Source organism: Spirosoma agri (assembly GCF_010747415.1).
Taxonomy (GTDB): domain Bacteria; phylum Bacteroidota; class Bacteroidia; order Cytophagales; family Spirosomataceae; genus Spirosoma; species Spirosoma agri.
In genome coordinates, this window is record NZ_JAAGNZ010000001.1 from 963,466 (window position 1) to 989,396 (window position 25,931).

22 protein-coding genes are annotated in these 25,931 nt (G+C 50.6%); 6 read left to right on the forward strand and 16 right to left on the reverse strand.

Annotated elements, in window-relative coordinates; all coding sequences use genetic code 11:
- Nucleotides 1-48: 48 nt before the first annotated feature.
- Nucleotides 49-447: a T9SS type A sorting domain-containing protein gene (locus GK091_RS04015; RefSeq protein WP_164035322.1), complete on the reverse strand. Its 399-nt coding sequence runs from the start codon at nucleotides 445-447 to the stop codon at nucleotides 49-51.
- 237 nt (nucleotides 448-684) lie between these two features.
- On the opposite strand from GK091_RS04015, the gene pgeF reads away from it, so the two are divergent.
- A complete protein-coding gene (gene pgeF, locus GK091_RS04020) occupies nucleotides 685-1,437 on the forward strand; it encodes a peptidoglycan editing factor PgeF (protein ID WP_164035323.1) in 753 nt (250 codons plus the stop codon).
- A gap of 70 nt (nucleotides 1,438-1,507) precedes the next feature.
- Complete coding sequence (locus tag GK091_RS04025; protein ID WP_164035324.1) at nucleotides 1,508-1,750, forward strand: GlsB/YeaQ/YmgE family stress response membrane protein; 243 nt, start codon at nucleotides 1,508-1,510, stop codon at nucleotides 1,748-1,750.
- 115 nt (nucleotides 1,751-1,865) lie between these two features.
- On the opposite strand, the gene GK091_RS04030 is transcribed toward GK091_RS04025, so the two are convergent.
- Complete coding sequence (locus GK091_RS04030; protein WP_164035325.1) at nucleotides 1,866-3,005, reverse strand: acyl-CoA dehydrogenase family protein; 1,140 nt, start codon at nucleotides 3,003-3,005, stop codon at nucleotides 1,866-1,868.
- A gap of 373 nt (nucleotides 3,006-3,378) precedes the next feature.
- Between GK091_RS04030 and GK091_RS04035 the strand changes: the two genes are divergently transcribed.
- Entirely contained in the window at nucleotides 3,379-4,710 is a 1,332-nt protein-coding gene (locus tag GK091_RS04035; RefSeq protein ID WP_164035326.1) for a UDP-glucose dehydrogenase family protein, read from the forward strand.
- 102 nt (nucleotides 4,711-4,812) lie between these two features.
- Nucleotides 4,813-5,793, forward strand: a complete 981-nt coding sequence (locus GK091_RS04040) for a UDP-glucuronic acid decarboxylase family protein (protein WP_164035327.1) — start codon at nucleotides 4,813-4,815, stop codon at nucleotides 5,791-5,793.
- A gap of 279 nt (nucleotides 5,794-6,072) precedes the next feature.
- Here the strand turns inward: GK091_RS04040 and nspC are convergent, their stop codons facing one another.
- The 3 genes from nspC to GK091_RS04055 all read right to left on the reverse strand — a co-directional run bounded on the left by nspC (nucleotide 6,073) and on the right by GK091_RS04055 (nucleotide 8,964).
- Nucleotides 6,073-7,218 (reverse strand): carboxynorspermidine decarboxylase, encoded by a 1,146-nt coding sequence (gene nspC / locus GK091_RS04045; RefSeq protein WP_164035328.1) that lies wholly within the window; start codon nucleotides 7,216-7,218, stop codon nucleotides 6,073-6,075.
- Nucleotides 7,219-7,318: 100 nt separating this feature from the next.
- On the reverse strand, nucleotides 7,319-7,987 hold the full coding sequence (locus tag GK091_RS04050) for a response regulator transcription factor (RefSeq protein ID WP_164035329.1): 669 nt from the start codon (nucleotides 7,985-7,987) through the stop codon (nucleotides 7,319-7,321).
- 248 nt (nucleotides 7,988-8,235) lie between these two features.
- The gene (locus GK091_RS04055; RefSeq protein ID WP_164035330.1) at nucleotides 8,236-8,964 is read right to left on the reverse strand and encodes a class I SAM-dependent methyltransferase; all 729 of its coding nucleotides are present in this window, start codon (nucleotides 8,962-8,964) and stop codon (nucleotides 8,236-8,238) included.
- Between the two features lie 77 nt (nucleotides 8,965-9,041).
- Here GK091_RS04055 and GK091_RS04060 point away from each other — a divergent pair, with 77 nt between their 5' ends.
- Nucleotides 9,042-9,425, forward strand: a complete 384-nt coding sequence (locus GK091_RS04060; RefSeq protein ID WP_164035331.1) for a phage holin family protein — start codon at nucleotides 9,042-9,044, stop codon at nucleotides 9,423-9,425.
- A 184-nt stretch (nucleotides 9,426-9,609) separates the two neighbouring features.
- On the opposite strand, the gene GK091_RS04065 is transcribed toward GK091_RS04060, so the two are convergent.
- The 11 genes from GK091_RS04065 to GK091_RS04115 form a co-directional block, all read right to left on the reverse strand.
- Nucleotides 9,610-10,275 (reverse strand): zinc metallopeptidase, encoded by a 666-nt coding sequence (locus GK091_RS04065; protein WP_164035332.1) that lies wholly within the window; start codon nucleotides 10,273-10,275, stop codon nucleotides 9,610-9,612.
- Between the two features lie 242 nt (nucleotides 10,276-10,517).
- Complete coding sequence (locus tag GK091_RS04070; RefSeq protein WP_164035333.1) at nucleotides 10,518-10,937, reverse strand: DUF2147 domain-containing protein; 420 nt, start codon at nucleotides 10,935-10,937, stop codon at nucleotides 10,518-10,520.
- A gap of 260 nt (nucleotides 10,938-11,197) precedes the next feature.
- A complete protein-coding gene (gene rfaE2 / locus GK091_RS04075; protein WP_164035334.1) occupies nucleotides 11,198-11,677 on the reverse strand; it encodes a D-glycero-beta-D-manno-heptose 1-phosphate adenylyltransferase in 480 nt (159 codons plus the stop codon).
- A 26-nt stretch (nucleotides 11,678-11,703) separates the two neighbouring features.
- On the reverse strand, nucleotides 11,704-12,750 hold the full coding sequence (locus GK091_RS04080; protein WP_164035335.1) for a lysylphosphatidylglycerol synthase transmembrane domain-containing protein: 1,047 nt from the start codon (nucleotides 12,748-12,750) through the stop codon (nucleotides 11,704-11,706).
- A gap of 117 nt (nucleotides 12,751-12,867) precedes the next feature.
- A complete protein-coding gene (gene panD / locus GK091_RS04085) occupies nucleotides 12,868-13,221 on the reverse strand; it encodes an aspartate 1-decarboxylase (protein WP_164035336.1) in 354 nt (117 codons plus the stop codon).
- 169 nt (nucleotides 13,222-13,390) lie between these two features.
- On the reverse strand, nucleotides 13,391-14,527 hold the full coding sequence (gene moeB, locus GK091_RS04090; RefSeq protein WP_164035337.1) for a molybdopterin-synthase adenylyltransferase MoeB: 1,137 nt from the start codon (nucleotides 14,525-14,527) through the stop codon (nucleotides 13,391-13,393).
- Between the two features lie 222 nt (nucleotides 14,528-14,749).
- Entirely contained in the window at nucleotides 14,750-17,740 is a 2,991-nt protein-coding gene (locus GK091_RS04095) for a sialate O-acetylesterase (protein ID WP_164035338.1), read from the reverse strand.
- A 300-nt stretch (nucleotides 17,741-18,040) separates the two neighbouring features.
- Nucleotides 18,041-19,810 carry an aspartate--tRNA ligase gene (gene aspS / locus GK091_RS04100; protein WP_164035339.1) on the reverse strand — a complete coding sequence of 590 codons (1,770 nt, stop codon included), beginning with the start codon at nucleotides 19,808-19,810 and terminating at the stop codon, nucleotides 18,041-18,043.
- Nucleotides 19,811-19,966: 156 nt separating this feature from the next.
- Nucleotides 19,967-21,436: an amidohydrolase gene (locus tag GK091_RS04105; protein ID WP_164035340.1), complete on the reverse strand. Its 1,470-nt coding sequence runs from the start codon at nucleotides 21,434-21,436 to the stop codon at nucleotides 19,967-19,969.
- 163 nt (nucleotides 21,437-21,599) lie between these two features.
- Nucleotides 21,600-22,157 (reverse strand): DUF4136 domain-containing protein, encoded by a 558-nt coding sequence (locus GK091_RS04110; protein WP_164035341.1) that lies wholly within the window; start codon nucleotides 22,155-22,157, stop codon nucleotides 21,600-21,602.
- Between the two features lie 279 nt (nucleotides 22,158-22,436).
- Complete coding sequence (locus GK091_RS04115) at nucleotides 22,437-24,920, reverse strand: S9 family peptidase (protein WP_164035342.1); 2,484 nt, start codon at nucleotides 24,918-24,920, stop codon at nucleotides 22,437-22,439.
- Nucleotides 24,921-25,166: 246 nt separating this feature from the next.
- On the opposite strand from GK091_RS04115, the gene GK091_RS04120 reads away from it, so the two are divergent.
- The gene (locus GK091_RS04120; RefSeq protein WP_164035343.1) at nucleotides 25,167-25,919 is read left to right on the forward strand and encodes a hypothetical protein; all 753 of its coding nucleotides are present in this window, start codon (nucleotides 25,167-25,169) and stop codon (nucleotides 25,917-25,919) included.
- The last annotated feature ends 12 nt before the right edge of the window (nucleotides 25,920-25,931 follow it).

Sequence of the window (25,931 nt, forward strand, 5' to 3'; positions counted from 1 at the left end):
CCCTAACCGGTCTATCCGTTAGGGCTTTTGGAAAAAGAAGTGTGCAAATTAGTTCAGAACAAGTACCCGACCTGGCGCTGCGGGTTGTTGAGTTGACAGCGTTATGGTGTGTGTCTTCGTTTCGACGCCGTTCGTGATTTCAACCTGATAGGTACCATCGGGAAGGTCGCTCAAGTTCAGACGGGAACGGTACTGACTTTCGTTTTTGCTTACCTGCTGGCTGTACAGCACGGTTCCTTCGGCGTTTTTTAGACGAACATCAACTGTACCACCGGTTTCTTTGTCAAGAGCAATGCTCAGGTTACCGTTCATGGTTGTGTAAATGCCTGCTCTGTAGGCGACCGTGCCGTTTGGCCGACCAATTGGTTTCGCTTCGGCAAGGGAGGTAGCAGTAGTAACAATACTTACTGTAAGGGCTAAGGCGAGTGATTGGAGGAAGGTTTTCATGGTATGTATGTTTTTCGTGTTTGTGTAAAAGCGAGTTGGGTTATTCCCGATTGGTGAACCAAAGGTATATAATGGATATAGTACTATGCATTGCAAACTACCGGAATGGTTGTTGGACAGGATGAATGGCATGAAACTAGAGATGACTGATTATACGGTGTGTAGGATAGGTCGCATTTTGGTCGCAATTTTGTTCTGTTTGAGGCCGCTTACCACCTCCGAAATCGCTTACTTCGAATGTCGCTTTATCAAAATCCTGCCATACTATCGGGCTTCACCAAGTTGATCGCAGCTGAAAGTACCCGGCATGGGGGCATCAGTCCGGCACCGTTTACCTCGCTTAATCTGGGCATAAACACCACCGACGATCCGGAAAATGTACTTGAAAACCGGCGCCGGTTTTTTCAGGCACTAGGGGTCGAAGCAGGAGAGGAGCATTTCGCGTCGTCTCATCAGGTTCATGGCACAGCTATTTTATACGCTACCGAAGCTGGCCGTTTTGATGGCTACGACGCACTGATTACCGATACGCCGGGCTTGTTGATCGGTGTGACCGTAGCGGATTGCGTGCCAATCTTGGTGTATGACAAGGCAAATCAGGCTGTTGCTGCCGTTCATGCCGGCTGGCGGGGCACGTCGGGAGGGATCGTCAGAAAAACACTGGAAGCGATGCAACAGCAGTTTGGAACCACAGCCAATCAGTGTTACGCGTATGTCGGCACCTGCATTGACATGACCTCATTCGAAGTCGGCCCTGAAGTGGCAGAACAGTTTGCACCGGAATTTAGGCAAATCGATTTGGCTACGCAGAAGGATTGTGTTAATCTGAAAGCGGCCAATCGGCAGCAGCTTGTTGACTGGGGTATTCCGGCGAATCAGGTCGGCGTGTCGCCCTTTTCTACAGTATTGAACAACGGTGATTATTTCTCGTATCGGGCTGAAAAAGGGCAAACTGGACGAATGCTGGTAGTAATTGGTATTAATCCGTAAAACAAACTGACAGGAGCCGCAGTTATGTACATGATTTTATGTCAAATCGTTTACTCAACAACCAATAATCATGGGAATCTTAGTATCAATCTTAGTAGGTGCGGTTGCCGGATGGCTTGCTGACCTCGTATTTAAGCGTTTTTCGTTTTCGCTGTTCGCTGAAATCCTGCTTGGCATTGCCGGTGGATTCGTAGGTGGCTGGATATTTGGCCGTGATGGTGGTATGATAGACCAGATCCTGACTGCCTTTGTCGGAGCTGTTATCATCCTCGGTATCGCTGCACTGATCAAAGGTCGTAGCAGCGCGGTGTAAATTTTTGACCTGGGATTCATTTGATTTTTGACTTACAATGACTTTGTTTTCGCTTCAACGAAGCGTGCGACTAGGACAAAATCGTTGAAGCGAAAAGATCAAATGAATCCCGGTTTTATTTTAAGATTTGCCGCGAAATGACCAATTTCTGAATTTCGCTCGTCCCTTCCCCGATGGTACAAAGCTTGGCATCCCGGTAAAATTTCTCCACCGGAAAGTCCTTAGTGTAGCCATATCCTCCAAAAATCTGTACAGCCTCGTTCGCTACCTTAACAGCCGTTTCGGATGCGAAGAGCTTCGCCATCGCCGATTCTTTCGTTACCGATTTTCCCGTGTCTTTCAGATCGGCGGCCTGATACGTCAGCAGTCTGGCGGCTTCGATATCAGTAGCCATGTCGGCCAGTTTAAAGCTGATCCCCTGAAACGTTGCTATCGGTTGACCGAACTGTTCACGCTCTTTTGCGTAGGCTAACGCTGCATCGTAAGCGCCATAGGCAATGCCCAGACTCAAGGCCGCAATCGAAATGCGCCCCCCATCGAGTACTTTTAACGACTGAATAAAGCCATCGCCCACCGCGCCCAGTCGCTGTGCGTCGGAAATACGACAATCCTGAAACAGCATTTCTGTCGTTTCAGAGGCCCTCATCCCTAATTTGTCTTCTTTACGACCGCCCGAAAAACCCGGAGTGCCCCGTTCAACCACAAAAGCTGTTGCATTATGGGGACTGTTGGGTTCGCCCGTGCGGGCAATAACTACCGCTACGTGACCACTTCGCCCGTGGGTAATAAAGTTTTTAGCGCCATTCAGCACCCACTCATCGCCCTGCCGAACGGCGGTTGTGCGCATGTTGCCCGCATCGGAGCCTGTGTTCGGCTCCGTCAATCCCCAGGCACCAATCCATTCGCCGGAGGCCAGCCGTGGTAAATAGGTTTGCTTCTGCTCTTCGCTACCGAATAATAAAATATGGTTCGTGCATAAGGAGTTATGAGCGGCCATGGATAAGCCTACAGAACCGTCTACGCGCGACAGTTCAACGATTGCGGTTACATATTCACGATAACCTAGGCCAGTTCCGCCATAAATTGCCGGCACCAGCATTCCCATTAGCCCCTGATCGCCTAACTGGCCGAACAAATCGGCTGGAAAGTGCTGCTCCTCGTCCCATCGGCGTACGTTCGGGCGAATGAGCCGTTCGCTCAAATCTCGAACGGATTGCGCTATTAATTCTTGATTTTCTTCAATTTCGTTCATCATATAAGGGTCTCACTCAATAGAGCGATTGATTAGAAATTTCGGTAAATTCTGCATAAACTCCAATGATTTATTGGTATGACTTTCCTAAGTAGTATTAACTAACAAAACGAAGTCTATTGTTACGATTGTTACTTTTATTTTTATTGGTAAATCAAATGATTGCGAATAGCTGTGATTGGTATATTTGTAGGCCCGCTACTTAGCTATTGACTCAATTCGTTTAGTGCTCGAGGAATTACCTACCACTCAGTCACATTTCTCACTCAGGTGTGGGCAGTTATTAAAAAACTCCTATTTTTGTGAAATAGGGCAACGAGAAGCTTCTACATAATACAACTCAATTGTTCGCAAATTTTACTTCGACATTTTTTATATGAAACTGGCAGTAGTAGGAACCGGGTATGTGGGCCTTGTTACGGGAACGTGTTTCGCGGAAACAGGCAATCAGGTGACATGCGTTGACATTGACGAGCGCAAAGTCGAAAAGCTTAACAATGGCATCATGCCCATTTACGAGCCTGGTCTTGACGTGCTCTTCCATCGGAATGTGGAACAGGGACGGCTATCGTTCACCACGAATCTGGAAGAAGGAATCAAAGGGGCGGAGGTTATCTTTCTGGCGCTGCCAACCCCTCCGGGTGAAGATGGATCGGCTGATTTGAAATATATTCTGAAAGTGGCCAGCGATCTGGGACCGATCATGAATCAGTATGCGGTCATTGTTGATAAGAGCACCGTTCCGGTCGGCACGGCTGAGAAAGTACACGCTCACATTGCCGATAACGCCAAGGTTGACTTTGACGTCGTATCGAATCCCGAGTTCCTGCGGGAAGGGGTTGCTGTTGAAGATTTCATGAAGCCTGACCGGGTTGTTATCGGAACGAAATCAGAGCGTGCGAAAGGCGTTATGAATCGGCTCTACGCACCGCTGGTACGCCAGGGAAATCCGATCATTTTTATGGATGAGCGTTCAGCTGAAATGACCAAGTATGCTGCCAATGCATTCCTGGCTACGAAAATCACGTTCATGAACGAAATCGCGAACCTGTGCGAGCGGGCGGGCGCTAATGTAGACGATATCCGTCGTGGCATTGGTACCGACAGCCGTATCGGCAAGCGGTTCCTGTTTGCGGGCATCGGTTACGGTGGTAGCTGCTTCCCCAAAGATGTACAGGCACTGGCGAAGACGGCCAAGGATTTCAACTATGATTTCAAGGTGCTTCAGTCGGTGATGGACGTTAACTACGCTCAGAAAACGAAACTGGTCCCTATGATCCTTGACCATTTTGGCGGTGATCTGGCGGGTAAAACGATTGCTGTCTGGGGTCTGGCGTTCAAACCCTACACCGACGATATCCGTGAAGCACCGGCGCTGGATAACATAAAGGCAATGCTTGACGCTGGTGCCAAAGTGACGGTTTACGATCCCGAAGCGATGGACAATGTGCGGGTTCTGCTTGGCAATTCCGTTACGTATGCCCATACTCAATACGCGGCCCTGGACGATGCTGATGCACTTGTCATCATCACTGAATGGCCACTGTTCCGTACGCCTGATTTCGATAAAATGAACTTACTCATGAAGAGTAAAACCATTTTTGACGGTCGTAACGTCTACGAACTTGATCAGATGCGCGAGTTAAATTATACGTACATTAGCGTTGGCCGGGAAGCTGTTCTGGCTCCTGTCGAACAAAAAGCCTAGTTTACCCTGTGGTTCATACGTAGTGGTTTCAAGTGGCCGGGCAAAAAGGTCTATGTCGCTAACCACTAGCTATGAACCACAATCTATAAAACTTTATACTGAATGAAGCGTGTTTTAATTACCGGCGGAGCCGGATTTCTGGGGTCGCATTTGTGTGATCGGTTCATTAAGGAAGGCTACCACGTCATCGCGATGGACAACCTGATCACTGGGGACATCCGCAACATCGAACACCTGTTTCACCTGCCGAATTTCGAGTTCTATCATCACGACGTCTCCAAATTCATCCATGTGCCGGGCGAGCTGGATTACATCCTGCATTTTGCCTCGCCGGCCAGTCCTATCGATTACCTGAAAATACCGATTCAAACTCTGAAAGTAGGTTCGCTGGGTATTCACAATTGCCTGGGTCTGGCTCGGGTGAAAGGCGCCCGCGTCCTGATCGCGTCTACGTCAGAGATTTACGGTGATCCAACCGTTCACCCACAACCGGAAGAATACTGGGGTAACGTAAACCCGGTTGGTCCGCGTGGCGTTTACGACGAAGCCAAGCGTTTTCAGGAAGCGATCACGATGGCTTACCATACCTACCATGGTTTGGAAACGCGCATCGTTCGGATTTTCAATACCTACGGCCCACGGATGCGCCTGAACGACGGTCGGGTATTGCCGGCCTTCATTGGTCAGGCACTGCGTGGCGAAGACCTGACCGTGTTTGGAGATGGTAGTCAGACGCGTTCGTTCTGCTACGTCGATGATCTGGTCGAGGGAATTTACCGGTTGCTGCTGAGCGACTATGCATATCCGGTCAACATTGGCAATCCATCGGAAATTACGATCAAAGAATTTGGCGAAGAAATCATTAAGCTGACGGGTACGACCCAGAAGCTGGTGCTAAAAGATTTGCCGACGGATGACCCGAAACAACGTCAGCCTGACATCACAAAAGCCAGAGCAATTCTGGACTGGGAGCCAAAAGTATCGCGGGCTGAAGGGCTTCGGATTACGTATGACTATTTTAAGAGTTTGCCTCAGGAAGAACTCTACACAGCGGCTTATCACCGCGAGTTTGTAAAGAAATAAACTGAACGGTTACGTTGTCGTTCCCGGAAAGGTTGCGTAGTTTTACTACCGTACTTGCCTTGTGCAGTACACCTTTAGCTGTCTGATAGAAACCTGTAGACCACGTGGTCCACAGGTTTTTTGTTTATAAAAAGCGTAGAGTGTGTAGTTGGTTGCGCCCATGAAACTAGTGCTTAACCGATTTGATTTGGAATGGAAAATTGACCAGCCTTTTGTCTGGGCCAAGCTCCGGCTTGGCCCAGACCAGTCCAACCCGCTACTCCTTATAGTGGTAGCGTACTAGCTCAGCCGATCCTTGAAACTATCATAGCCGTACGTTCGTATGAGCTGAAACTCGTCGCTTTCTTTCCAGACGCCAATGCTTGGCAAGTTCACGCCATTGAACGTGGTTGTCTTGACCATCGTGTAATGGATCATGTCGTCGAACACAAGTTTATCGCCAACGTCGAGTGGTTTGTCGAACGAATAATCACCCAGAAAATCACCAGCCAGACAGGTCATACCGCCCAGTCGATACGTCGGTTTGCCCGCTACGGGTTCGTGATACGAGTCAATGATGCGCGGTTTATAGGGCATTTCGAGCGTATCGGGCATATGGGCTGCAAACGACGTGTCTAGAATGGCGACCTGGATTCCCTGACTATCTACCACATCCAGCACGGTCGAGACAAGTACCCCCGTTTGCCAGGCTATGGCCGAGCCGGGTTCCAGAATCACATCGACATTGTATTTCTGACGGAACGCTGTCAGTAAACCGATCAGGTGGCTGGTGTCATATCCTTCGCGCGTCATCAGATGACCCCCACCAAAGTTTACCCACTTCACCTGATGAAGCAAGTTACCGAATCGGTCTTCAAGGGCGTTGAGCGTGCGTTCGAGCGTAAACGAATCGTTTTCGCAAAGGGTGTGAAAATGAATGCCGTCCAGCCCTTCGGGTAATTGGTCGGGCAACTGATCGCGGGTGGCACCCAACCGTGAGCCGGGTACGCAGGGATTATACATATCCGTTGCGACCTCCGAGTACTGCGGATTTACGCGAATGCCGCACGAAACACGTCCAACGGCCCGATCCTTGAACCGCTCCCATTGATTCCACGAGTTAAAGGTCAGGTGACTGCTGCGTTCCACCACTTCGCCGAATTCATCGTCGCGGTAGGCCGGAATATAGGCGTGTGCTTGTACGCCCATGTAATCGTTGACGAGTTTGATTTCGTTGAGCGAACTGGCCGTAGCTCCGCTCAGGTACTCGCGAACCAGCGGAAAGGCGCTGAACATGGAGAAGCCTTTCAGGGCAAGAATGATAGTAACACCGGCTGCCTGTTGAACAGAGTCGATGAGTTCGAGATTCCGGCGGAGTTTGGCTTCTTCGAGTATGAAGCACGGCGATGGAATGGTATCCAGACGCTGATGCAGGGTCGTATTCATGCGGCAAAGGTAAGACCTTTTAACGCGCTATCGACCCCGTACGCCGGGTACTTATTCTAGGAGTTTCTTCAACCGGCAGGTCGGTGATACTTCCGTTCGATCAGAGTCGAATGACATAGCCCATACCGACTACCGTATGAATAAGTTTTGTCGTTGACTGTCGATCGATTTTATTCCGCAGGTAATTGATGTACACTTCAACGGTATTCGGGCGAATTGAATTGGCACTTTTCCAGACATTCTCCAGGATCTCTTTCTTTGAGATTACCCGTTCCCGGTTTTGCATTAGAAAGAGCAACAGATAATATTCGCGGGGAAGTAACGAAATACGCTTGCCCGCGCGGTACACTGACCTTTCAGACAGGTTGATGTCGAGATCGTCAATGCTGAGTTCTGAGCGTGTCGCAAAATGGCCGCTTTTGCGTCGGCACAACGCGTAAAGACGTGCTGTTAACTCCCGAATATCGACCGAATTACCGACGCAGTCGTCTGCACCCGACTCAAGACACCAAGCCTTGTTATCTGGCGTGTCGGGAGAAACAATTAACAGGAGTGGTACAGTACGCCTTTCATCTGTCCAGCGCAAATCGGCCTCGTTGCTTTCGGCAATGTTCATCGTCAACAGCACAGCATCGTACTGGGACTGGTGGGTCATTGTCCAACCCGTTTGCCAGTCCGGGATAACCATAACCTGATTATTCTCGATCTCCAGACGTCGGCGAATCCAGTCTGCCTGGTTAATTTCACTGTTAATAAGTAAAAGTTTCATACCCATGATCCCAAAATCAGCATTGCCGTTCGTACATGGCCACCCATAGAACCGCTTGCTTTGCGTAGCACTAATTATCGCTACAAAGGACGTGGGGAAAGGAACGTTTGGGATTAAATCCGTCTTAGATTTTTAGACGTCTGAGCTTAAAAAGTAATTAATAGCGTGCTGGTAATGAGACGCTTTGCACCTTGTGGAAAGTCAATAATACTGCTTTCTATGTCGATCGAATGAGTGAATCAGACGAATTATTTGCCGAAAAACATGATGTGCTGCTGGGGTAAGCGACCATCATTTTTGAGTAAGCGTAAGCCCACCGCTTTCATTTCTTTGGTAGCCTGCTCCACGCTCAACTTATGGAGTTCTTTGATCGGAACCGTAGGATCCTCGGCGCGGTATTCGACCAGAGCTACCCGTCCGGTTGGCTTCAATGAAGCGACGATGTGTTCCATCATTTCCCGTGGGTACGAAAATTCGTGATAGGCGTCGATCAGGATGGCCAGATCGACCGAGTTAGCGGGTAGTTTCGGGTCTGATTCTGTGCCAAGTATGGGCTGGACGTTTGTCACCTTTCGCTTCGCGCTCCCTTCTTTCAGGTAGTCGATCATTTCGGGCTGAATATCGACGGCCAGCACGCGGCCTTTGGGTAATTCGGGAGCCATTGAAAACGAAAAGAAGCCCGTTCCTGCTCCAATATCGGCAACAACATCGGTGGGTTTCAAAGCAAGCGCTTTCAGCAACAGATCGGTTCGTTCTTCGCGCTCCCGTTCTGGCCGTTCCAGCCAAGAGGCCCCAAGATGACCCATAACCTGTGCAATCTCACGACCCATGTACCGTTTGCCGATGCCGTCACGGGTAGCCTGCTCGTATTGATAAACGCTGGATGAGTCAGTTGTTCGAGCGGTTGTTTTCTGTTGTGAAGAACCCTGTCCGCAAGCCGATAAAGAGAGAAGAGAAAATAGCCAGAGACGGTACATGCTCAATAGGGTGATGCTGTCCTTCGAACAACAACCGTGATTATGAGTTGTTCAGAAAAACCATCTAATCGCTTTTTATGAACCTGATACTACACTTATTACTGGATGCCGCCGTAATTTTTGGCCTAGCTTACCTAATGCCCCAGGTCGACGTAAAAAATTTTGGAACCGCTCTGCTCATCGCTGTACTGCTGGGTTTACTTAATTTTTTTATCGGCTGGATCATTCGCTTTCCTCTCAACTTAGTGACTTTTTTTCTGCTCACGGGCATTATCCGGATCGTTGTAACGGCCATTCTTCTGAAGCTTATTGACAGTTTTCTCGATAGTTTTACCATCGTTGGCTTCTGGCCCGCGCTCGTTATTGCCTTAGCCGTTGCGGTTGCGGGTATGCTGATCGATCGGTCAGCACCTACGCAAGAGATGGTGCAGTCGGGGTATCAGGCCTTGCTGATCCCATAACTGAACTCATACAAGTTATTATTAAACGAAAAAAGGGTAATCGAGAGACACGCGATCTCTCGATTACCCTTTTCTACTGGCACTCTATCAACATAAAGAATAGCTGATTTGGCCGGGCCAGGCTCTAGCCTGTCTGCTGGTCAATGTTAGCTTCGAATTAGCTTGATAAAGCACTCGTTGCCACTTAGTCACTACGGCGGCCACCGCTCAGAAGGCTGGCGTAATAAAGCAACGTGGCCAGCGAACCCAACGCAGCAACAACATAGGTCATGGCAGCCCACCAGAGCGCATCTTTAGCGAACTCATATTCGCGCTCGTTCACAACGCCCCGGTTTTTGATCCAGGCCAGCGCCCGACGGCTGGCGTCGAACTCGACAGGAAGGGTTACGAAACTAAAAATCGTTGTCAGAGCAAACAGGCCAACACCGATAGCCAAGGGGACGGGCGTTGTCTGAAGCATAACGATACCAAGCAGAATGACCCACTGCAAATACCGGGAGGAAACCGACAGAACAGGAACCAGCGCCGACCGCAATTTCAGCGGAGCATAGGCCAGTTGATGCTGCACGGCGTGACCGCACTCGTGGGCCGCTACCGCAGCGGCTGCCACACTACGTCCGTAGTAGACATCATTGCTGAGATTAACGGTTTTTTCCTGCGGGTTATAATTATCCGTAAGCATACCTTCCGTCGACACAACGCGTACGTCGTAAATGCCGTTTTCGTTCAGCATTTTTTGTGCGATTTCGGCACCACTCAGGCCATTGCTCAAACCAATCTGCGAATATTCATTAAACTTACTTTTCAGTCTCCAGCTTACAAACATGCTGATACCGAAGATAAGAAGCATTAATAACCAAGGTGATATCATTGTTTTTTGGTCAGGTTTATGTGTACGTGACGGCCAACTTACAGGGCCATCTCCTATAAAACAATAGTTTTGCCGAAATGTCTCCATTCACTCAACCATTTATCAAGCCTACCCGCCGTTGGGCCACCATTAATGCCAACGGCCACCCGATGAATCAGGTGGCCGTTGCAAGAATGTAGCAAATAGCTAGTTTATAAATTGGAAACCTTGGTCTGTTGGGCCTAAAGGGCTTCTCTGGTCATTACAAATTCTTTGTTGAGCCAACGCCATCCCTTATAAACGGTTGCGTTTATTGTCCGCGAATCGACCATTTCTACGTCTATATTAAGATGGTTTCCTGTCTTGGGATGGATCAACTCACCCGACCACCCTTTGCCGTCGAAGGCCAGATTGCTGATCAGTAACTGATTTTTAGTTAAACCGAACTGTTCTTTACCCGTCGGGCTGACGTCGGAGATACGACCAAAATAGCGATCACCAACACGGTACAACTCAACCGTCGATCCCCGGCCCGGAAACAGCCACCGGCCCAGAATCTGATCAGCAGTGCGGTCTACCGAGGATTTCCCCGGTACGGGCCATAAAGAGAGAACGAGAAAGAGAGAAGCCCAGAGGTAGTTTCGGAATAGCAATAGAGACATTCGTTCACTGACGGTTTACGAGGTGATACAAGCAAATAATAACGACGTTGCGGACTGTATTCTGGTGAGTAGGAGGTAATGAGGTAGCAAAATAAAAAATAAATTATCAATTTCTATTGATTAACTAGATTAAACTTAGATGAAGCATAAAAAAAACTGACCTGATGATCAGTTTTCTGTTGATAATAAGCAAGTTATGATTGATTGAAGATGGAGTATTTTTTTTGTGGTGTCTCGAAAAAATACTTAAGGAAACTGCTCTAGAAGCTTTGCTTGATGCGCTCGATAAGTTTGGTCGTCGAATAGCCCGGTACGAGCGTAACCGTCTTAACACGACCACCTCTGCCAAGCACAAAGTCGGCCCCAACAATCGTATCGACCGTGTAATCGTTGCCTTTGACAAGAATGTCCGGCTTAACCGCTTCGATGAGTTCGAGGGGAGTTGGTTCGTCGAAAAGCGTAACAGCATCCACAAATTCCAGCGCAGCCATCAGCCGGGCGCGGGCATATTCGTTGACAACTGGACGCAGGGGGCCTTTAATGCAGCTCACCGATGCGTCCGTATTCAGCCCCAGAATCAGGCGATTGCCCAGCGCGTGTGCTTTTTCAAGGTAATCGATATGGCCTAAGTGAACGATGTCAAAGCAGCCATTGGTGAAAACAATCTGCTGCCCTTCGGCCCGCCATAGTTCGGCCTGCTGAATCGCCTGCTCGCGCGATAGGATTTTGGTTTCTGTCATGAAAAAAGGTGTGTACGAACGGGTGATTACAACTTAATTGCTTTAGGATCATCGAGTACATCCGCCAGGTCTGTCGTTTTGTTACGCCGTAGCAGTACGACCAGCAGACTTAGGATACCCAGAATGATGACCATCAGCGTTGAAACGCCGTGAATAAATGTTGCCAGCACCTGCCCGTCCTGACTGGTCAGGCCATAGAGCAACGCAACCTGTCCGACCAGTAGGTGAAAAGAACCGATGCCGCCCGGTGTAGGCGCAGCCATCCCCAATGAACCAACGACCAGAATCGTCAATCCGGCCAGTGGACCTAAGTCAGCCGTAGCTGGCATGGCGAAAAAGAGGGTGTACGACATAAAGTAGTACATTGTCCAGATGAGGATCGTATGAAACACAAACGCGCCGGGTCGACGTATTCTACGAACGCTTAACAGGCCTTCGAGCAAGCCGGTCAGAAACCCACTAACTTTCTGATAAAGGGGATGCCTGCCCAACGCTTCACGATACCGGTTGAACAAAAACCAGCCTAACAGAGCTAGTCCCAGCAGTGTAGCGCCGGAGAGCATCAATAGACTAGAACCGCTGGAACCTTTTGGGAGCTTACCGCCCAGAAACTCCATGAAAAACTGGCTCAGCCGATCAAATTCAAGGATAAACGTAGCCCCCAGTAGGAGTAGTAACATGAGCACGTCGAACAATCGTTCGGCCACTACCGTACCAAAACTAACGTTCACGGGTACGCCCGAAAGCCGGTAGAGTGTCCCGCATCGGGCCACTTCGCCAGCCCGTGGGAGAGCCATATTCGCCAAATAGCCTGTCAATACGCTAACCGTTGCATCCAGTGAAGTGGGCCGTTGGGGAACAACGGGTTCCAGCAGGATGCGCCAGCGTTCGGCCCGGCTCCAGTGTGCTACGAGGGTCATTACCGCCGATACCAGTATCCATCGAAAATCGGCTGCGCTGAGTTTGCGCCCCAGATCAGCGACATCGAGATGGCTCTGCTTAAAGGTAAACCAGAGAAGCCCTCCGGCAATAGCAAGTGAAATTACGTATTTGAGAATATTCTTCAGGTTCATACGATCGGAACACGGCCGGAAAGCCGCGCTTGTGGTCAACAGGAACGACTTGCCAGCCGTCTTACAAAAAACTCCGTCACAAAGTAACGGAGTTTCACGCAAATGGATGGTACCGGATTAGCCTTTCACGAGCCGATTGTTATCATTCGGAAAGATTACGGTTGGTTTATGGGATCGGGCCTCGTCGGGTGTCATCATGGCGTAAGCGATGATAATGATAATATCGCCGACCTGTGCCCGGCGAGCTGCAGCGCCGTTCAGACAGATTATACCCGAGCCGCGTTCGCCTTTGATGACATACGTGACGAGCCGCTCACCGTTGTTATTATTGACGATATGTACCTGTTCGTTCTCGAACAGTCCGGCAGCATCCATAAGATCTTCATCAATGGTAATGCTACCAACATAATTCAACTCGGCCTGCGTGACTTTGACGCGATGGAGCTTTGATTTTAATACGGTGACAAACATGGTTGGTAATGATAATACCGTTTAGAGTGGCAACGATCATTGCTGGCCAACGGCACTCGCAAAACAGCCATGTCCGGGTGTTGGTTCCGGCTCGGATCGCAGACTGCTTGATACAAGTAAGGCCGTAACATTACGTCACGGCCTTACTTATACGGGCTGTAAGACAAAATCAATAGATTGCCATTTCGGGTTCAATGTCCCGCGCCCAGGCGTCGATACCGCCATCAAGGTTATACAGATTCGTTAATCCGCCCTGCGCATACAGGTAATTGATGACGTTGGCCGAGCGGATGCCGTGGTGACAGTATACGACAACGGGCCGATCCGTAGGAATGCGTTTTCGGTTATTGGGAATCATACCAACCGGGATCAGCACAGCTCCCTCCAGGTGACACAGGTCATATTCGGGTCGTTCGCGAACATCCAGCAGAAAAATGTCTTCGCCAAGAGCCAGCCGGTCGGCTAATTCCTGAGCTGTTATTTTCTGCGGTCCCGTCGAAACGAGGGCCGGTCGGTAGCCCGATGCCAGACCCTGTTTGGCCAGTTGGTCCGCGTCGGCCCGGCGCTTGGTTTTGATGCGCTGCTGGTTCATCGTCAGCAAATCGACCATCAGCAGATGCTCGTTTAGCGACTGCCCAATGCCGGTAATCAGTTTGATGACTTCGTTCGCCTGATACGTCCCAATCACACCTGGCAATACGCCGAGTACGCCCGTATCATTGCAGTTTGGAATTTCGATGTCGTTCGGGTATTCAGGGAACATGCACCGATACGTAGGCCCACGCTGACCATCACCCAGATCGGCATTAAGTACGGCTACCTGTCCTTCAAAACGGTGAATGGCCCCATAAACGAAGGGTTTGCCCAGTGTTACACAAATGTCATTAACCAGATACCGAACCTTAAAATTATCGGTGCAGTCAACCACGATATCGTAGCCTTCAATGATCCCTCGGGCGTTGCTGATTTCGAGAGCCGCCGTATATGTGTCGAAAGAAATGTCGGGATTGAGCCGATTCAGGTGGCTGGTAGCGATTTTCGCTTTCGGTTTACCCACCTCATCGGTTGTGTAGAGCACCTGTCGCTGAAGGTTGCTGAGATCGACCACATCGGGATCGATAACACCAATGGTGCCAACACCGGCCGCCGTTAGATACAATAGCACCGGGCATCCCAAACCACCTGCGCCAACGACGAGCACACGAGCGTTCTTTAGCCGAAGCTGGCCCGCCGTACCAATTTCAGGTAGATTAAGGTGTTTTTGATAGCGTTGTTTTTCGGCGGGTATTAATGTTGTGGCTTCCATGGGGTCGAACGCTGTGCAGAGCTGATTCCAGCGTTTTTATGAAACAGATTTCGACCCGCTAAAATTGCGCTGGATCAAAAAAAAGGTCATCTATTTTGGGAACGGACCGGCCCCCTTTTGATGGTGAACGGGCTGGATCGCTATTTCGCCAAACGTATATCGAAAACTATAAAAAAAGCCGTCTCGTTTAGGTGAGATGGCTTTTTTTATAGTTTTGATCGATCAGCGGGTTCGGATACTGATGCTGGCTTCGTCGTCTTCGCCATTGGCAAAGCCGTTGCCGGGTGTCGAGTCTGGGTCGGCCTGGGCAGCGTTGAAAATCTGAGCAACCACTGTGCCACTTCCCTTCACCTGAATCGGTATCGTCAACGTGGTTGAATTTCCTGCTGGCAGAGAGCTGATTGTTGCTGCTACGGCCTGACCAATAACCGTCAATCCGTTACTATTGGTTACCGTCCATCCGCTTGGTAAGATCACCTGAGCGGTTATGTTGGTGGCGGTTAGTCCGCCTGCATTCGTAATTGTTATTGTTATGTTATCCGGTCCATTGGCTGATACGGTCAGATAATTGGCACCCAAATCCAGACTGAGATCGGCTTTGGTCGGATTGGTGGGTGGCTGATCTGATTGCACCAGCGGCAGAGGTGTCTGGTTTGGATTTGGCGATACGAGTAGCGTACCGTTTGCATCGATCGTGCGCAGATCGGCCACACTACTATCATCCTGTCCGTCACCCGTACCCGAATTAGGCTGGCTGTCCGGATCGGGTGTTTGGCTGGTGATGATCTGGGCCGTGGTCACGAACGTACCGGGTTGAGTTGCCTTTAGTCGAAAAATATAGGGCGTGGTTGAACCGGCGGCAAGCGTGCCCGCATCAATTGTTACTGTACCCGCACTTTCACGGATAGCAGCGTTCGGCGAATCAACGAACGTAAGGTTCGGTGGTAAGAGACTTTGCGCTTTCACGCCCGTTGCATTCTGTGGCCCATCGTTCCTCAAAGACACGGTTAATGACACAACCTGGCCAATGGCGGGTATCCGATTGTTGAGTTGCATAACCATGGACAGGTCAGCCATACTGGCGGACATATTAGCGCAGACGCGTAGGAATGGACTGGGGGCGCTCGTTACCGCCGGGTTACTGCCCACTACCCGAATACGATACGTTGATCCGTCGGGTAAACCTGCGGGCAACGTAACCCTAATCGGACTTGTACCGCCTGTACCAATCGTTGTAGGAGAACTGAAAGAACCCGTCGCATCCGATAACTGAATGGTAAATATGTTGCCATTATTCACCGGACCATCGGTGACGGTAACCGATACCGAAAACGACTCGGGCAAACAGGCGGGTGACGTGGGGATTTCATCGGCGGAGAGTACGGGCGGGATGGGTGGAATTGGCTCCATAGCATAATACAGAATGTTTCGCCCGTCGATCAGGCTGACTTCGTACCACAAGCCCGCACCAGTATCCCCCTGACGACGAACCGACAGGCGATACCTTCCCGGCTCTACGCCCCCAACAGCAAAGGCAACGGGCGGGTAGTTTCGAATGTAATTGAAATCGGCAAACTCATCGTAGTCCGGTGATTGACTGTTGGGTGGGGCTACAGTCCAACCTGAGTCATTGAAGCTTCCACCATCGATACGTTCAACGCGAGTTTCTACGGGTACATCCGAACGAGCCATAGTATAAAAGCCATGACTGCCGGATTCGTAGCGATACGCGAAACGAAGAATAGACGCATCACTCGTTCCACCACTGGTTGTCAGCGGAATGGTTGGCTGAGAAGTGGTCGCATTGGCCGACTGTTGAATTAAAAAAGGCTCGCCCAGTGTACCAACACTGACCGGATGCGTTGAGCGCGTTCGCATACGATACAGACCATCGGGCAAATTGGCTGGTAGTGTTACCAACAGCGGATTTGCCGTACTTGGTGCTGATTCGTAAACGAGCTGGTTGTTGTCGGCCCGTAAGATCTGCGCAACGTATTGATTATCCGATTCATGGGCATCGGTACGAAGTGAAGAAGCCTGAATAGTCTCACCGGGTCGTCGCGTTAATGGCAACGTGTAACCGCTGGTGATCACTGTCGATTCGTCGTTCGGGGCAAACGGTTTCGAATTTTGGAAGAAAGCGGTAGTTAGACATTGCTCCCAGGTGTTGACGAAACGGTATAAACCCTCCCCCAGCAGGTGTACGTTGTCCGGACGGTTGGCGGTTCCCGTAATGCTGTCGGTGGCCGGGCCGGGAAAAACGTCCTGGATTTCTGTAATGAGCCGGTTCTGAGCGGCAATAACGGCTGGATTGGTGTTGCCGTTGATGTAGCTGGCCCGCGATACCATCCAGGCCAGTTGATTGTAGCCCGTTTGCTGGCGGGTTTTGTTGATAACGTACTGAATGTTATCGAAATAGGTCTGTTCGCCGGTCGTGCGGTCATTCTCACCCTGATGCCAGAGCACCGCCCGTGCGCCTGTACGGGATACGTAATGCATCAGCGCAACACCTAGTCGCCGATACACCGAGAAATTAGGAGCACTGTTGACGTTACCGGCCGCGGACTGTTTCCAGTCGTCGCTTGACGTGCCGCCAAGTGCTGCACCCAGAAACATAACAGGTACATTGAGCTTGCGAACAAGCCTGTCGCCGAGAATACCCCAGAGGTGAAATGGCTGGCTGGGGCCGATATTACTGCCGTAACTCACATTGCTGAAGCGGAACGGGAGGAGGTATTCGCTGAGGATTTCCTGCCGGAAGTCCAGACAGGAAACCCGGTCTTCTTCGGAACCGGGCACGCGCTGAAATCCGCCGTATACGTTCGATTGACCGGCCAGTACGAACACTTCGCCCACACCGACCCGATTGACCTGCGTTTCGGCCAGTACCGAGCCGCCCGCTTTAGCCCTGACATTCAGCCGATATTGCCCTTTTCTTACGACTACGGAACCTCGGAAAGCGGTAGAGGTAGGCAGCAAGGGCAATGTGGTCCAGGCCGTTACGTCGCCCTGTCCAAGTACCATCGGAACAAACCGGGCTTCAACAAGAGTCGCCGTCGCAGGGGCTAGCCCTGTAACCAGAATCGTTGCTTCGTCCGATTGATTTCGTTGGTAAACGAGTCTAGGTACGGGACTGGTAACGGTAAGTTGGGCAAGTGATAAAAGAGGATACAGGTATAACAAGACCCATATCACAGGTCGAGCGAAAAGCATGTTGAATAGAGCGCATGTAAACTGTTTAAAATAGTATATAATTATAAACTAATATTTCGTGAAATCAAATTATAAAGTACTTTATAATTGGTAAATATACATTATGCTTTTTCTTGTAAATAAGCGCAATCTGCCGCAACCGAACATGGTATAAGCTATGTGGCCTTTTAAACAGGGCCTGACAAAGCCCAGATCAACAAAAACCGAATGACCGAGTAAAAACATAAGGCGGACATCCTGTCCGGACAGCTATCCATCAGCTGCCCGGACAGGATGTCCGCCTTACTAGCTCTATTACTTTTACTTTGCTACGGTGGCGATTTTCAGTTCGTTCAATTGCGCCTGACTGATGGTTGATGGCGAATCGATCATCACGTCGCGCCCGGAATTATTTTTGGGGAAAGCGATGAAGTCGCGAATAGAATCCGCCCCACCGAAGAGTGAACATAACCGGTCGAACCCGAACGCAATACCGCCGTGTGGGGGTGCCCCGTATTCAAACGCATCCATCAGGAAGCCGAACTGCGCTTTTGCTTCTTCATCCGAGAAGCCAAGAATGCTGAACATGCGAGCCTGCAAGTCGCGGTTGAAAATCCGAATTGAACCACCACCCACTTCGGTGCCATTGATGACCATATCGTAGGCATTGGCCCGAACCGAACCCGGATCGTTTTCCAATAGGGGAATGTCTTCCGGCTTGGGCGAGGTGAACGGGTGGTGCATGGCAAACCAGCGGCTTTCTTCTTCGCCGTATTCGAGCAGGGGGAAATCGAGTACCCAAAGGCTGCTGAATGTATTCGGATCACGGAGTCCCAGTCGACTTCCCATTTCCAGGCGTAGTTCGTTCAACTGCTTGCGCGCTTTGTTGGCATCACCCGAAATGATCAGCATCAGATCACCCGGTTTCGCCTTGAAATGAGCGGCCCAGGCTTTCAGATCGGCTTCGGAATAGAACTTATCGACCGACGATTTTAGGGAGCCGTCTTCGTTGTAGCGAACGTAAATCAGTCCCTTCGCGCCAATTTGGGGCCGTTTGATCCAATCGGTCAGTTCATCCAGTTGCTTGCGGGTATAGTGCGCACAACCCGGCGCATTGATACCCACTACCAACTCCGCCGAATCGAACACGCTGAATCCTTTGCCCGAAGTCAGATCGATGGTATCGAACGTGCCTTTTAATTCGGCGAACTCCATCCCGAACCGCGTGTCGGGTTTATCGGAGCCGTAGCGTTTCATGGCATCGGCGTAGGTCATGCGGGGTACTTCGGCCAGGTCGATTCCTTTGACGGCCTTGAACAAATGCCGAACCAGACCCTCGAACATGTTCAGAATATCTTCCTGCTCCACGAACGACATCTCACAGTCGATCTGCGTAAATTCGGGCTGGCGGTCAGCGCGCAGATCTTCGTCACGGAAACATTTCACAATCTGGTAGTACCGGTCAAAGCCCGACACCATCAGCAATTGTTTGAACGTCTGGGGTGACTGCGGCAGCGCATAGAACTCACCCGGATTCATCCGGCTTGGCACGACAAAATCACGCGCACCTTCAGGTGTCGATTTGATGAGTACCGGCGTTTCGACCTCAATAAAATTCTGTCCGTCCATAAACAGTCGCGTCTGCTGGGCCATGCGGTGACGCAGTTCGAGATTCCGTCGTACCGGATTCCGGCGAAGGTCGAGGTAACGGTATTTCAACCGGAGATCATCGCCCCCGTCCGTTTCATCCTCGATCAGGAAAGGCGGTAACTTGGCCGGGTTCAAAACCTCCAGCGACGTAACCTTCAGTTCAATATCGCCGGTCGGAATATTCGGATTTTTTGATTTCCGCTCAATGACCGTTCCCGTTGCTTTCAGGACATATTCGCGGCCCAGCGAGCGGGCAATCGTAAAGAGTTCAGGAGCCGTCTGACCATCTTCGAGCAGGAGCTGCGTAATACCATATCGGTCACGAAGGTCAATCCATAAGACGCCACCTTTGTCACGAATTGTCTGGACCCAGCCGGTCAGTGTAGCGGTTTTGGTAGCGTCAGCAAGGCGGAGTTCTCCGCAAGTGTGCGTTCGAAGCATTTTTTAATAGGCGAAAGAGTGAACGAGTAACGAGTAAATGCTGACAGCGTTGTTTACTCCGCCCGTTCACCCGTTGCTCTTTAAATTCTGCCGCAAAGGTAGATACTTTACGGGAACTCGGCTATTCACGCTCTCACTCTTTCGCGCTTTAAGCGTCTATTTCCGATAATCCAGAGCGGGTTTCCTATCGCCCAGCAGTGCTTCATAGTTGAAGTCAGCACCGCGCTTCTGCACCCATTCCGTGTTGGCTTTCTCGATGAGCGCCGGTGTTTTATACAAATCGAGCGCGGTCATAGCCAGCGTTTTGGCTGCCACGATCATGCCTTTTTGCCCAATGCTCATACCACTGGCGGCTGTCGATTGCCAGCTGTGCGCCGACGAACCGGGTACCCACGTAGCGGTAGATAAACCAACCGTTGGTACGGCCCAGCTCACGTCACCCACGTCGGTGGAACCGCCACTAGTTGCACTTTCGGAGGCATCGCGGAAGTTTTTTACCTTGGCGGCATTTTCGATGGGTACTTTCTGATCACCGAATGTCTCGCTGATTTTCTTGGCAAAAGCGGTTTCTTCCGGCGTGTAATTTACGCCACCGACGGTTTCCAGATTGTGGTGCATCACTTCGGCCAGCGTTACATTCGGTAATATGTCATACACACCGCCCAGTACTTCCCAGGTTACCTGCGTACCTGTTCCTTTAGCGGCTCCTTCGGCGGCATTTTCGATGCGTTTCCAGACGCTTTGGACAACAGCCCGGTCTTTGTTGCGGACATAATAGTAGACTTCGGCATTGGCCGGAACCACGTTAGGGGCTTCTCCGCCTTTGGTGATGACGTAGTGAATACGGGTATCGGACGGGATGTGTTCACGCATCATGTTGACCATATAATCCATCGCTTCGACACCATCAAGCGCCGACCGACCGCGCTCTGGTGAAGCCGCTGCGTGGGCCGCGATCCCCTTAAAACGGAATTTAGCATTTTTGTTCGCCAGTGAAGTGCCGGCATCGGCAGCATTTTGAGCACCGGGGTGCCAGTGTAATACAACGTCTACATCCTTGAACAACCCGTCGCGCACCATGTATACTTTAGCCGAACCACCCTCTTCGGCGGGGCAACCGTAAATCTTGATCGTTCCGGAATGGCCCGACTTTTTGAGCCAGTCTTTAACCTCAACCGCAGCTGCTACCGATGCTGTCCCGAAGAGATTATGACCGCAGCCGTGACCACCTTTCTGACCTGCGATGGGCGTAAATTCGGGCTTAGCTTCGGTAGCCAGACCCGGTAGCGCATCGTACTCACCCAAAATGCCGATGACGGGTTTCCCCGAACCATACGTAGCTACGAAAGCGGTCGGAATACCGGCCACACCCGTTTGCACATCGAAACCTTCTTTTTTCAGTTGTTCTTCCAAAAGAGCAGAACTTTTCTCCTCCTGATAACCCAGTTCAGCAAAATCCCAGATTTGTTTCGATATACCAGCGTATTCGGGAAACCGTTTATCCAGATCAGCCATAATCGTCTTTTTGTCGGCATCAACAGCGGGGAGCGCATTTTTCTTAGCTTTGGGTTGCGCCACTGCCAGAAGGGGCAGCAACATGGCCGTTGCGAGGAATGGTGTTTTCATAGGTTTGTATTCGGATGATTGGGTTAATTGCCAATAAAAATAAGGCAAAAAGGTGATTCGGCCAATTTTGCTTAGTTGGCGTGTAACGACGGTATTAGGTTTTAGTAAACAAAAAAAGTGCGTCACTCCGGGAAGCGACGCACTTTTCAGAACGAATGACCGATTAGAGTTTATCGGCTCGGTAAGGGTATTTGTTGAATATTAAGTTGATGGCTTCGCGGATTTTCCCCTGTTGCCGGTCAAAACCGTTATTGGATGTTAAACCCGACGCCAACCCCTGCCAAACAGCCTGACTGGTTTTTGTATCAATGAGATTTATCAAAATGGTGCCTGCTTGTACTTCGATGTCCTTCTCGTCACCCAGCGTCTGGACTTCACTGGAACTAAAATAGTTTGAACCCGAACCTGTGTAGCCCTTTATTGTTGTTGGCTTGTCGAATACCCGAAAGTTAACAATTAGATCGGGCGCCTGCCGTTTGAGCTTGTAACCCCGGCCATCCATGGCAAAACCGACGGCTTCCCGAATCTGCTTCTTCAAAACCAGGTCGTTCAGAAAATAATAGCCTGGATCGAGTTTGCTGTCTACCTGCGATGCCCAAGCGTAAGTTTTGTAGCGGCTGAAATCCGTGTTTGGTTTGGTTTCGCTGTTTACTGTGACGTTTTGCGCCTGGGTTAGGGTAGCTGCTAGGCCTAATACCGCGATAAAAAATAACTGTTTCATATACGTTGACTCTTGTTTTAGGAGTATGTCCTTTTCGCATAAATAACCTATACAGCGTATAAAGGTTATAAAAAGGCTCTCAAAAGCTGTATAAAAATTTATAGTCGATCCGTTTTTGTCATTTCAGCGGCCACCGTGGCGCGGCCCGGTCCTGGCGTCGGGATGATAGAAATCACCTATATCAGTTCGTCAAAACAAAATTCAGACGGCCATTTACGGCTACAAAAAAAGAGCCGTCAACGGCTAGCTGACGGCTCTGTAAAAAACGAAATGGATGCTTTATTTACCACCCCCGACTTTACCCGCTTGAGTAGCTTTGGCCGTTGAAGCTGGATTTTTAACGTATTTGTCCAGCCAGCCGTTCATTTCGGAAAGCATGTGCAGTAGCGATTCTTTAGCCGTGTAGCCGTGACTTTCGTACGGTAAGAACACAAGCCGGGTTGTGGCCCCGAAGCCTTTAAGCGCGTTGTAGTACCGCTCCGACTGAATCGGGAACGTACCCGTATTGTTGTCGGCCTCGCCATGAACGAGCAACAGGGGCGACTTCATTTTGTCGGCATTCATAAACGGCGACATCTTGTTGTAAACGTCCGGGGCCTGCCAGTAGCTGCGTTGCTCGTTCTGAAAACCAAATGGCGTCAGTGTACGGTTGTATGCACCACTACGGGCAATGCCGCCTTTGAACAGTTTGCTGTGTGTGAGCAGGTTAGCCGTCATGAATGCACCATACGAGTGCCCACCTACGCCTACGCGACTACTATCGACAACACCTAGCCGCACCCCTTCGTCGATGGCCGCTTTGGCGCTGGCTACCAACTGCTCGACATAATTGTCATTCGGCTCTTTATCGCCCTCACCCACGATCGGAATGCTGGCGTTGTCCAGAATAGCGTAGCCCATGGTCACGAAGGCAGCGGCACCCCAATAACTGATTCGGTTGAACTGATACGGCGAACCCGATACCTGACTGGCAGCATCTTTACTCTTGAATTCAGCAGGATACGCCCACAGGAATGTCGGTAGCGGCCCCTGTTCTTTCTTGTAACCAACAGGCAGATACAGCGTAGCGGTCAGATCTACGCCATCGGAGCGTTTGTAGCGAAGTTGCTGTTTCTGAATGCCTTTCAACTGCGGATAAGGATGCGGAAAGTACGTGGCCTGAATAGGAGCGATGCGGGCCTTCAGATTGCGTACGAAGTAGTTCGGGCTTTCGTCGGGGGTTTCGCGCGTGGTCAGAATCACCTGCCGGGTAGCGTCCAGCACCGTAATGGGCCGTTCGAAGTAAGGAGACGCTGACCGCCATAGTTCGCGGCTCTGTTTGGTTTTTAGGTTTAGCAAGCTAACGAACGGACGGTCGCCTTCGGGTGATGCGCCCTGCGCATTCAGCATGATAATCTCGCCACTTGGCAGCAAATTCAGCACCTCACGGCCATACTGGTTGTGTTTGGTGTCGGGTTGGCCGGGATTGGTGTAGCGATCTTCGTAGGAGCGATCGAACAATACCGAGGTTTTCCAATCGGTTGGATTAACGATCTTGGTGATGGTTTTCCGATTTTGCCACCAGCGTTCACTGGCGAGAGCGGTTGTTTCATTACCCCAGTCGAAGCCTTCGAATCGGAACTGCGCTGCGTAGATTTCTTTTGGTTGACCTGAGAAGGGCGCGTCGACCAGAAATACTTTATCCCGAACCTCGGCTTTAACTTTTGGATCGCCGTTGTCCTGCGCTACGGTGTAATAGACTGAAGCCGGAGCATCGTTTCGCCACGCAAATTCGCGGGGACCGTTGGGCGCACCATCCGGACTGTAGGCAACGGTTTCCTGTAACGGGCCATCGTTCAGCGTCTTGACCAGTGAACCGGCAACGGCGTAGATCTCCGTTTTCAGCGGGAACCGGTACACTGGAACCAGGTACGAAAACGGGGTGTGAACCGTTTCGAGCATGATATACTGGCCATTGGGCGATGGGGACGCTGTGCGAATAATGCCGGGTTGGCCGATGTTGGTTGTTGAACCATCCAGCCCAAGCCGAACGACCTGCGCGGTGGTGTAATACGCAAACTGGCGCTCGTCGGATGGGTTTTTGAGCAAATCCTGATACGTCGGTGCCTGACCTCGTTTGCCACCTACATTTTCCTGCGTCGTTGGTCCGACCGGAACACGACTGACTTCGGGAGCTGGTCCACGTCCGGCGGGTACTATTTTCGCGATCAGACTTTTGCTGTCCGATACCCATTGATAGGGGACGCCGAGGGTCGCATTGAGTGCAACGGAACCTATCTTTTGCGCCGTGGCCGTGGCCACATCGGCGACGTATAGATCGATCCGGCTGTCTGTCGAGCTGGCAAAGGCTATTTTCGTATCGTCGGGCGACCACTGTACAAAACTGATCAGCGGATTGGCGGGGAGTCCCGTTATGGCTTTTTCGTCCTTATCGGTCAGTTTTTTCAGCTTCAGGCCCGTTATGTACTTTGCCCGGCTGGGACCGGTATTGGCCGGATTCAGGCGCAGGCCGGCCAGTTTAAGTTCGGGCTGGGCTAGCTCCGCAATTCCGGGTGCCGAAGCCTGTTCGAGAATGAGCATCACATCGCCCTTTCCCGACATGCTGACGGTGGGCGTGAGGGGAGCCGTGACCAGATCGGCCAAAACTTTGGGCGGAGTTTGGTAGGTCGGTGCATCCTGAGCGCGTCCAATGAGCGGAATTGCCAGTGACATCACCAAAAGAAGCGGATAGCTTTTTCGACGGGTAAGCAGGTTGTGAAGCATAAGAGGAACGTTGTTTTGAGTGAACTCAAGCGATAAAGATACACCGAAAACAAATCCCGTAGTTGATGAAAAGCGGACCCGTCGGGCCTATTTATTCGGCTGATTTTTGCATCATAAATTATGTATCTTCGCTGACTAGTTAGTTTTACTTATAATTTCGTAGCTGCCGAATCGCACACTCTTTTTGTTAGTATCGAGCTATGTGATTGTTTATAAGTGCTTTATCCATAATTGCTATTCCTTAAAATGCCAGCTGATACGCTTGCCGATCTTCAATTCTCCCAGCTGCTTGATGCGCTACCCGATGCTGTCATATGGATGCGTGCCATACGGGATACTGCCCACAACGTCGTCAACTTCCGGATCGATTACTCGAATAAAAAGGCGGAGGAATACAGTAATAACAAGTACCAGGTTCGCGTTGGCACCCGCCTGCTGGACGACAACAGGCACGACCAAGCGCGTATGGTACAGGTATTTAGCGAAACGTGCACGATCCTGGAAACGGGACTGTCGGATGAATACACACGCTACAATACAACCCTTGCGGCCTGGTTCCGAACAAACCGGTCCAGACTGGGCGATGGCGTTTTGCTAGTGACCCGTGATGTTTCGGAATCGAAAGCCGCAGACAAGGAGAAGCAGGAGCAAACCGAATTGCTGCAAACGATACTGGATACATCGCTCAACAATGTATTCGTCTACGAAGCCATTCGGGACGAGACGGGTCAGATTCTTGATTTTAAGGTGCGATTGGCTAACCCGGCTGGTCGCCAGGACGTCTGGAACCGATACGGGAAAGAGATTATTGGCAATACGCTACTGGGTTTTCGGCCAAGTTCGCGGGAAACGGGCCAGTTCAACCTGTACTGTCAGGTAATCGAAACCGGCCAGACGGTATGGGCACAACACTATTACCCGGATGTGCAGGAATGGTATGATACATCGATCACCAAACTCGGTGATGGCTGTGTGGTAACAGGGGTCAACATCACGTAGCAAAAACGGGAT

Excerpts from the sequence above, each read along its gene's own strand:
- GK091_RS04030 (WP_164035325.1), bottom strand. The coding sequence starts at position 3,005 with ATGATGAACGAAATTGAAGAAAATCAAGAATTAATAGCGCAATCCGTT.
- nspC (WP_164035328.1), bottom strand. The coding sequence starts at position 7,218 with ATGAATACGACCCTGCATCAGCGTCTGGATACCATTCCATCGCCGTGC.
- GK091_RS04025 (WP_164035324.1), top strand. The coding sequence starts at position 1,508 with ATGGGAATCTTAGTATCAATCTTAGTAGGTGCGGTTGCCGGATGGCTT.
- GK091_RS04060 (WP_164035331.1), top strand. The coding sequence starts at position 9,042 with ATGAACCTGATACTACACTTATTACTGGATGCCGCCGTAATTTTTGGC.
- GK091_RS04115 (WP_164035342.1), bottom strand. The coding sequence starts at position 24,920 with ATGCTTCACAACCTGCTTACCCGTCGAAAAAGCTATCCGCTTCTTTTG.
- moeB (WP_164035337.1), bottom strand. The coding sequence starts at position 14,527 with ATGGAAGCCACAACATTAATACCCGCCGAAAAACAACGCTATCAAAAA.
- GK091_RS04105 (WP_164035340.1), bottom strand. The coding sequence starts at position 21,436 with ATGAAAACACCATTCCTCGCAACGGCCATGTTGCTGCCCCTTCTGGCA.
- pgeF (WP_164035323.1), top strand. The coding sequence starts at position 685 with ATGTCGCTTTATCAAAATCCTGCCATACTATCGGGCTTCACCAAGTTG.
- GK091_RS04055 (WP_164035330.1), bottom strand. The coding sequence starts at position 8,964 with ATGTACCGTCTCTGGCTATTTTCTCTTCTCTCTTTATCGGCTTGCGGA.
- GK091_RS04035 (WP_164035326.1), top strand. The coding sequence starts at position 3,379 with ATGAAACTGGCAGTAGTAGGAACCGGGTATGTGGGCCTTGTTACGGGA.
- rfaE2 (WP_164035334.1), bottom strand. The coding sequence starts at position 11,677 with ATGACAGAAACCAAAATCCTATCGCGCGAGCAGGCGATTCAGCAGGCC.
- GK091_RS04120 (WP_164035343.1), top strand. The coding sequence starts at position 25,167 with ATGCCAGCTGATACGCTTGCCGATCTTCAATTCTCCCAGCTGCTTGAT.
- panD (WP_164035336.1), bottom strand. The coding sequence starts at position 13,221 with ATGTTTGTCACCGTATTAAAATCAAAGCTCCATCGCGTCAAAGTCACG.
- GK091_RS04080 (WP_164035335.1), bottom strand. The coding sequence starts at position 12,750 with ATGAACCTGAAGAATATTCTCAAATACGTAATTTCACTTGCTATTGCC.
- GK091_RS04040 (WP_164035327.1), top strand. The coding sequence starts at position 4,813 with ATGAAGCGTGTTTTAATTACCGGCGGAGCCGGATTTCTGGGGTCGCAT.
- GK091_RS04050 (WP_164035329.1), bottom strand. The coding sequence starts at position 7,987 with ATGAAACTTTTACTTATTAACAGTGAAATTAACCAGGCAGACTGGATT.
- aspS (WP_164035339.1), bottom strand. The coding sequence starts at position 19,810 with ATGCTTCGAACGCACACTTGCGGAGAACTCCGCCTTGCTGACGCTACC.
- GK091_RS04015 (WP_164035322.1), bottom strand. The coding sequence starts at position 447 with ATGAAAACCTTCCTCCAATCACTCGCCTTAGCCCTTACAGTAAGTATT.
- GK091_RS04065 (WP_164035332.1), bottom strand. The coding sequence starts at position 10,275 with ATGCTTCTTATCTTCGGTATCAGCATGTTTGTAAGCTGGAGACTGAAA.
- GK091_RS04095 (WP_164035338.1), bottom strand. The coding sequence starts at position 17,740 with ATGCTTTTCGCTCGACCTGTGATATGGGTCTTGTTATACCTGTATCCT.
- GK091_RS04070 (WP_164035333.1), bottom strand. The coding sequence starts at position 10,937 with ATGTCTCTATTGCTATTCCGAAACTACCTCTGGGCTTCTCTCTTTCTC.
- GK091_RS04110 (WP_164035341.1), bottom strand. The coding sequence starts at position 22,157 with ATGAAACAGTTATTTTTTATCGCGGTATTAGGCCTAGCAGCTACCCTA.